This window comes from Microcystis sp. M083S1 (assembly GCF_020246405.1).
Classification (GTDB): domain Bacteria; phylum Cyanobacteriota; class Cyanobacteriia; order Cyanobacteriales; family Microcystaceae; genus Microcystis; species Microcystis aeruginosa_C.
In genome coordinates, this window is sequence record NZ_JADBTB010000103.1 from 1 (window position 1) to 7512 (window position 7512).

Genomic DNA, 7512 nt, shown 5'->3' on the forward strand with positions numbered 1-7512 from the left:
CCGATTTTGAGGGGGTCAATTACCTAATTTTCAGGGAAAAAGTAGCTGAATTTCCCCCTGATCACTCCCATATCTGGTACTTTTGGATTTCAAAAAAGGCTAAAAGTCTTATCCAGCAAGGTTTTTAGATTTATTCAGCAAGCCCTAAGTAGATAGGTATTAAAAACTTTCAGATCCCCCCGCCTATCGGCACCCCCCTTATCAAGCTATCCCTTATAGGGATCTTTCTTAACAATTTTTTCAGTAAGCACTCCAACCCTTATCCTGACTTGATTTCAGTTTTTTCTTTGTCAGTAAGGGTGTCAACAAGGAATATTACAGATTGTTAACCGAGTCTTGAAAGCCATGTGCGACAAAGGTTTGAAATGTTAAGAAAGATGTGACTAAAGGACAGCTTATCAAGGGGGGATCAAGGGGGGATTAAAGGCAAATACACTCTAGACCAGTTAAACCCTTATGAACTCTGGCATTAATATTCTCAATCTTAATTGAAATGACTATATAACCAGCTACTTAGGTAATTGACCAGATGAAAATCGGTAAAACCCTACACCCCACATCCCACACCCTACCCCCACGAAAAACTTATTCAGCAAACCCTAAATACAGTTCCTTATTTGGTTTTGCCAAAGATTCATTAACTGAGTTTCCATTGCTTTAATCCAGGTAGCCGGTTGAAATAGTGGTAAATCTCCCTGTTTTTGCTGCCATTGCTGAGTGAATTGGCGCAGTTCCTCCCAGTGGGTCCCCCAATAAATTGCTTGGACTTGATAGGATTCCCTACTTTCACAGACAAAAGATTCTAAACCAGCAGCGTGGCAAATACTCATCCCCATTCGCGAAGCAAAAGTATCTCCAGGACAAGTCAGTAAAGGAACGCCAGCTTGAATGGCGCAAACAGAAGTCGCTCCGCCATTATACAGAAACGTGTCTAAAAACAAATCTGCCTGCCGACACACAGAGATGAATTCCCATGGGGAACGCTGAACTAAAAAGACAAGACGCTCTGGGTCAACGCCTGCGGTTTTCGCTTTTGCTCGCAGGGTTTGGGAAATATCCTCAGAAGACTCCGCCAACCACAGCACAGCGTTGGGTACAGCTTGCAAAATCTCCAGCCAGCAAGCAAAGAGTTCAGGCGACCATTTATCAGTGCGATTAAAACAAGCATAGACAAATCCCTCATCTGGTAATCCCAGTTCCGACCGCGATGGCGGTGGTTCAGAAAAAGACAAAGGAGTAGTAACAAAAACGTGGGGTAATTCCACTAAAGTTTCCCTGTAATATTCCGCCAAATCTGGGGGAATTAAAAAGCGATCGCCCAGAATGTAGGGGATAAAATCTGCACCAAGGGTATCAGGATAACCCAGATAGTGGAGTTGCAGGGGAGCCGAAGGATACAGAAGCAATAGCAGCCCTAGAAAAAGCCTTAGAAAAAGAAGCGGAAAACTCGATCGCCACCGTGATTAAATTGGCCATATCTCAGTTACAACGGCAAGAGGCTGACATCGACACCATGGACGACCATGAGAAGGACAACCTAAAATCTTTTCGCTAATTTTGCCATAGACTGCACCCTTTGCTTCTAAAATGGGCTATTGCGGCTAGACCCGAATATTGGTCTAGCATTTGCCCGTAGACTGAATAAAGCACGTTATAAAGATTATGGCCAAAGTTCTGGTATCCGATTCGATCGATCCGGTAGGAGTAGAAATTCTGTCACAGGTTGCCCAAGTGGACGTGAAAACAGGACTATCCGCCGAGGAAATCATTCAAATTATCCCCGAATACGACGCACTGATGCTCCGTTCCAGTACCCGCGTCACTAAGGAAATCGTCGAAGCGGGCAGCAAACTACAAATTATCGGCCGCGCAGGGGTAGGAGTCGATAATATCGATGTTCCCGCGGCCACCCGTCAGGGGATTATTGTCGTTAACTCTCCCGAAGGTAACACGATCGCCGCTGCCGAACACGCCTTGGCCATGATGTTATCCCTCTCCCGTCATATTCCCGATGCCAATCAGTCGGTAAAAGCGAATAAATGGGAAAGAAATCGCTTTATCGGCACAGAAGTTTATAAAAAGAACCTAGGAGTCGTCGGTTTAGGGAAAATTGGTTCCCACGTCGCCGCCGTTGCTAGATCCCTAGGCATGAAAATTCTCGCCTACGATCCCTTTATTTCCAAAGAACGCGCCGATCAACTCGGTTGCACCCTAGTGGATTTGGAACTACTCTTTGCCGAGTCCGATTTTATCACCCTCCACGTCCCGAAAACTCCCGAAACCCAGCATCTCATCGGTCGGGAAACCATCGCTAAGATGAAACCCACTGTCCGCATCATTAACTGTTCCCGCGGCGGCATTATCGACGAGTTGGCTTTAATTGAAGCCCTCGAATCCGGTAGAATCGCCGGGGCAGCCTTGGATGTATTTGAACAGGAACCTTTAGGCGAATCTAGATTAAGAGAATTATCTAACGTCATCCTCACTCCCCACCTAGGCGCATCGACTACGGAAGCACAGGTTAATGTGGCTATTGATGTGGCCGAACAAATTCGCGATGTCCTCCTCGGTTTGCCAGCGCGTTCGGCCGTTAATATCCCCGGACTAACTCCCGATGTTATGGAAAAACTGCGCCCTTACCTGCAATTAGCGGAAACTATGGGTAATCTCGTTAGCCAGTTAGCAGGAGGTCGCTGTGACTCGTTAAATGTCCGTTTACAGGGAGAATTGGCCACTAAAGACAGTCAACCCCTGGTGATAGCGGCAATTAAGGGTTTACTTTCCCAAGCCCTCCGGGAACGGGTAAACTATGTTAATGCGGCGATCGAAGCTAAGGAACGCGGTATCCGGGTAATCGAAACCCGGGATGCTTCCACCCGCGACTATTCGGGATCGATTCATTTGGAAGCCAATGGTTCCATGGGGACCCATTCCGTCACCGGAGCGCTGTTAAGTACGGGAGAAATCCGCATTACTGACCTCGATGAGTTCCCCATTAACGTGCCTCCGAGTAATCATATGTTATTCACCCTTCACCAAGATATGCCCGGTATTATCGGCAAAATTGGCGCACTTTTAGGCAGTTTTAATGTCAATATCGCCAGTATGCAGGTAGGACGCAAAATTATTCGCGGTGACGCGGTTATGGCCCTGAGTCTTGATGATCCTCTACCGGAAGGTCTTCTCTCGGAAATTACTAAAGTCCCCGGTATCCGCGATGCTTACACGGTAAAACTCTAGATTAAATCAGTTATCAGCTTCTGAAGGCAAGAGGCAACCCCCCACCCCCCTAGGGTTGATTCAAGGTAGGGTTGATTCATGAATCAACCCTACTACCGACATCGGGGGGGTCGGGGGGCAAGGGGGGCTAATCTAAGAATAAGCGGTTTAAATGCGTCTTAGCTTAATCAGTAATCAGTGAAAGGAAAGCTCGGAACTTGCCACTTAATACTTTTGACTGAAAACCCAAATCTGATAACTGATACCTAATCACTGATAACTGATATATGTCTAATAGTTGGTGGGAAATTACGGTTTTGTGCGAACCTAGTCTCGAAGAAACGGTTTTCTGGAGACTGGAAGATTTTGGCTGTTCGGGAACGGCCACCGCTAAAAAACAATCCTCTTTAGAGATTAAGGCCTATATACCAGAAATTAAAGCGCAATTGCCTGATTTAGAGGCACTAAGCCTCTGGTTAAAGCAAGATGCTTTGATTTTAGGTTTTCCCGAACCTGTCAGCCATTGGCAGTTAATGGACGAGGAAGACTGGGCCAGCAGTTGGAAACAACATTGGCAGATCAGCGAGATCGGCGATCGCTTTTTGATCTGTCCTGCTTGGTTAAATCCCCCGGAAAATAACGAGAGATTGGTGATTAAAATTGACCCCGGTTCCGCTTTCGGCACGGGAACGCACCCCACCACCCAATTATGTCTAGAATCCCTAGAAATGCGTTTAAGTAGCCATCCAGAGAATAAAATTATCGCCGATATCGGTTGTGGTTCCGGCATACTGGCGATCGGGGCGATTTTATTAGGGGCCAAAAAAGTTTATGCTGTGGATACAGACCCGCTGGCGGTGAGTGCGACGCGCAGTAATCGCCATCTCAACGGGATTAACCCCGAAAATTTAGCTATTAATCACGGTAGTGTCGGGGAGTTATTGGAATTAATGCCCGATGGTGTCGATGGCATCGTTTGTAATATTTTAGCCGAGACAATTATCGCTTTAATGCCGGAAATCACCCGTCTGGCAAAACCCACCACTTGGGGAATTTTAAGCGGCATCCTTGTTACCCAAGCACAAGCAGTTACAGATATTTTAGAACGCCAAGGCTGGACAGTGGCTGCCCTGTGGAAACGTCAAGAATGGTGTTGTCTGCAAATTCGTCGCGCTGTGGATTAATATAGCTGTCAGCCTGGAATCAGTTATCAGTTATCAGTTATCAGTGAGCAGTTATCAGATTTGAGTTTTCAGTGAGCAGTGATCAGTTATCGGATTTGAGGCTCTTCTCGTTTTTGTGTGGAAGGGAGAAGAATAGGGATAATTTTCTAGAAATATAGTCTTCAAAACCTTGCCTAGCAAAACTCCTACAAATAATACTAAATCCGTTTTTAATAGTACGATTAACTCCCAAGTCATGGATTGTTTCTCCCTTCTCCCCACACCCCACACCCCACACCCCACACCCCCATCACCTCATCCATGACTCAAGATAGTTTTCGCATCAGTTTTGCTCCCTTATCTTTGCAGGAAGTATATCAATTAGCCGATGATGGGGCTAATGGGGCTATTGTACTAATGAGTGGTACTGTACGGGAGCAAACCGACGGTAAACCAGTTATTTATCTTGATTATCAGGCCTACGAACCCATGGCGATGGAGGTTTTCCGGCAAATTGCTCGGCAAATTCGGCAAACCTGGCCCGATACTAATCGAGTTGTCATTCACCATCGCACCGGTAAGCTAAAAATCGGTGAAATTAGCGTTTTAGTAGCGGTGGGTTGTCCCCATCGGGGGGAAGCTTTCGCAGCCTGTCGTTATGCTATTGATACTCTCAAGCATAATGCCCCGATCTGGAAAAAAGAATACTGGTCTGATGGTTCTAGTCAATGGGTTAGTATTGGGGCTTGTGAACTGGAAAATCGATAAATGGGGTTAAGGATGGGTAAATAAACCCATCCTCGGAATAATTAGGCAGCTATGACGGTTTTTTCCGCCATTAATGCCTCTTGGCGTTGGAATTCGGCTAATTGTGCCGTAATTTCATCCCGGACAATCTGACGGTATTCAAGGAAATGCTCGTTGTGGGCGCAGACAGTGATATAGTGTTCGGCATTGGCGGGATTATGACGCAAAATACCGAATAAATTCTGCCAGAATTTCCAGCGAGTGGAACGTTTAAAGCCCTGTCGCCAGATAATTACCGCTAGGGCATAGAGATCGGCCCGGCGAGGCAGTTTAAAGGCAGGTTTCGCTTTAGGTGCGCCTAATTTCAGGAAACAGCGATAGGTGCGATCGAGAAATACCTCCGGATCGTACAATTTCCAGAAGGCTTCAATATATTCTGTGGCAATATCTTCGATCGGCCGGGTGGGAACGAAATTCATTAGGGTACTTTGGTTAATGTCCTGTTTCCCCGTTAATCGTAGTCGTCCTTCTTTTTCCAAGCGAGTCCATAGGGCGGTATTGGGTAAAGCTTGTAACATTCCGAAGAGAGCCGTGGGAATGGCCGCTTCTTCGACAAAATTAATAATGCGATCGGCCGCTCCTTTTTTCTCGCCATCAAAACCGATGATAAATCCCGCCATAGGGCGCAATCCAGCTTTAATAATCTTATCTACCGTCTCGGTTAAGGAACTACGGGTATTTTGGAATTTTTTGGTTAATTGTAAACTTTCTTCGTCGGGGGTTTCAATGCCTAAAAAGACGGCATCAAAGTAACAATCGACCATCATTTCCATTAATTCGGGATCGGCGGCTAAATCCACCGATGCTTCCGTGTTAAACCGGAAAGGATACTGGTGTTCTTCTTGCCAAACCTTTAATTCTTTGAGGAGTAATTTAACGTTGCGCTTGTTGCCGATAAAATTATCATCCACCATGAACACGCCCCGACGCCAACCTAATTCGTAGAGATAATCTAATTCTTTTAATAATTGTGCGGGGGTTTTGGTGCGGGGTTTACGACCATAGAGAACGATAATATCGCAAAATTCGCACTGGAAGGGACAGCCCCGCGAAAACTGCACCGACATGGAATCATAAGCTTCAAAATCGAGCAGATCGTAGCGTGGGATCGGGGTAATTGTCACATCGGGTTTTTCTGTGGTGCGGAAAACACCTTTGGTTTCTCCTCTTGCCAATGCTTCCACAAACATCGGGATGGTGATTTCTCCCTCATCGAGAATCAGAAAATCGGCCTCGGCCACTTCATGGGGGATAGAAGTGGGATAGGGACCACCCACAGCCACCAGTTTACCCCGTTGTTTGGCTTCGTGAATTTGTTCGATTAAATCTTGACGTTGCACAATCATGCCGGAAAGAATCACTATTTCAGCCCATTCCCATTCTGCTTCTGTCACCGCCCGAATATTGCGATCGACCAGTTTAAATTCCCATTCCTGCGGTAAAATCGCCGCCACCGTCACCATACCCAGGGGAGGAAGTAAGACTTTGCGATCGACTAATTCCAGAATTTTGTTATAGGACCAGAAAGTCGGCGGAAAAACGGGATAAATCAGTAAGGCACGCATATTCACTCCTCGCTCGATGGCGATCGATTCTTGACCTTTCGCTTGATTGTAATCTTTTTCGGTCAGGGATGGGAAAACCGTTATTTAGCCCTAGAACTAAGATCAGGCTTGATTTTCGGCCGCCATTGCCAACCCTTGACCCTGCCACCATAAAAGTTTATGGTCAACATTAATAAAATTTATGTAAACAAATGTTGCATAGTCTGGGAAGTTATGTTACATTTAATATCAAGCACTTGAATCAAATGCAATTTTATTATAGGAAGGCAATTCACCATGGATAAGCAAGAAAACAAACTCGGCTTCACCGCTTTCGCTGAAAACTGGAATGGTCGTTTAGCCATGCTCGGTTTCGTTATTGGCGTAGCTACGGAATACTTAACCCACAAAGGCATCCTTGCTCAATTAGGCTTAATGTAATTTCAGCCTCGATTGGTGTGCATCTACAATCGTCTTGAATAAATTATTAAAAAAAGGGGAGGAGCATAGCTCTTTCCCTTTTTAAGTGGGAGGTTGGGGAGATTTTTCAGTCATCGGTAAACAATAATCACTGATCGTGAAGCTAAGTAGCTGGTTATAATTAAATTAGAAATGGATTTTAGGTTCGATCCCCCCTGCCCCCCTTGATAAGGGTAGGGCTGTTTCATTCTCCCATCAGAATATCAAAAGTAAAAGCGATCACTATCAGGTAAAATGAGGAGTGACCGCCAACCTTTCAAATATATGTTGAGCTTAATAGAAAAACTAAAACAAGTCAA

6 protein-coding genes are annotated in these 7512 nt (G+C 45.6%); 4 read left to right on the plus strand and 2 right to left on the minus strand.

What is annotated here, in order from left to right:
- Window positions 1-599: 599 nt before the first annotated feature.
- Complete coding sequence (locus IM450_RS10395; protein ID WP_002804128.1) at window positions 600-1406, minus strand: O-linked N-acetylglucosamine transferase family protein; 807 nt, start codon at window positions 1404-1406, stop codon at window positions 600-602.
- A 256-nt stretch (window positions 1407-1662) separates the two neighbouring features.
- On the opposite strand from IM450_RS10395, the gene serA reads away from it, so the two are divergent.
- The 3 genes from serA (at window position 1663) to IM450_RS10410 (ending at window position 5150) form a co-directional block, all read left to right on the plus strand.
- A complete protein-coding gene (gene serA / locus IM450_RS10400) occupies window positions 1663-3240 on the plus strand; it encodes a phosphoglycerate dehydrogenase (protein ID WP_002804127.1) in 1578 nt (525 codons plus the stop codon).
- 266 nt (window positions 3241-3506) lie between these two features.
- A complete protein-coding gene (gene prmA, locus IM450_RS10405; protein WP_287668988.1) occupies window positions 3507-4403 on the plus strand; it encodes a 50S ribosomal protein L11 methyltransferase in 897 nt (298 codons plus the stop codon).
- 300 nt (window positions 4404-4703) lie between these two features.
- Window positions 4704-5150 (plus strand): molybdenum cofactor biosynthesis protein MoaE, encoded by a 447-nt coding sequence (locus tag IM450_RS10410; RefSeq protein WP_002804124.1) that lies wholly within the window; start codon window positions 4704-4706, stop codon window positions 5148-5150.
- A gap of 41 nt (window positions 5151-5191) precedes the next feature.
- Here the strand turns inward: IM450_RS10410 and IM450_RS10415 are convergent, their stop codons facing one another.
- Entirely contained in the window at window positions 5192-6754 is a 1563-nt protein-coding gene (locus IM450_RS10415; protein ID WP_002804122.1) for a B12-binding domain-containing radical SAM protein, read from the minus strand.
- A gap of 276 nt (window positions 6755-7030) precedes the next feature.
- Here IM450_RS10415 and IM450_RS10420 point away from each other — a divergent pair, with 276 nt between their 5' ends.
- The gene (locus IM450_RS10420; protein WP_002734821.1) at window positions 7031-7174 is read left to right on the plus strand and encodes a high light inducible protein; all 144 of its coding nucleotides are present in this window, start codon (window positions 7031-7033) and stop codon (window positions 7172-7174) included.
- The last annotated feature ends 338 nt before the right edge of the window (window positions 7175-7512 follow it).

Coding starts and splice junctions, on each gene's coding strand:
- serA (WP_002804127.1), top strand. CDS start 1,663: ATGGCCAAAGTTCTGGTATCCGATTCGATCGATCCGGTAGGAGTAGAA.
- prmA (WP_287668988.1), top strand. CDS start 3,507: ATGTCTAATAGTTGGTGGGAAATTACGGTTTTGTGCGAACCTAGTCTC.
- IM450_RS10410 (WP_002804124.1), top strand. CDS start 4,704: ATGACTCAAGATAGTTTTCGCATCAGTTTTGCTCCCTTATCTTTGCAG.
- IM450_RS10415 (WP_002804122.1), bottom strand. CDS start 6,754: ATGCGTGCCTTACTGATTTATCCCGTTTTTCCGCCGACTTTCTGGTCC.
- IM450_RS10420 (WP_002734821.1), top strand. CDS start 7,031: ATGGATAAGCAAGAAAACAAACTCGGCTTCACCGCTTTCGCTGAAAAC.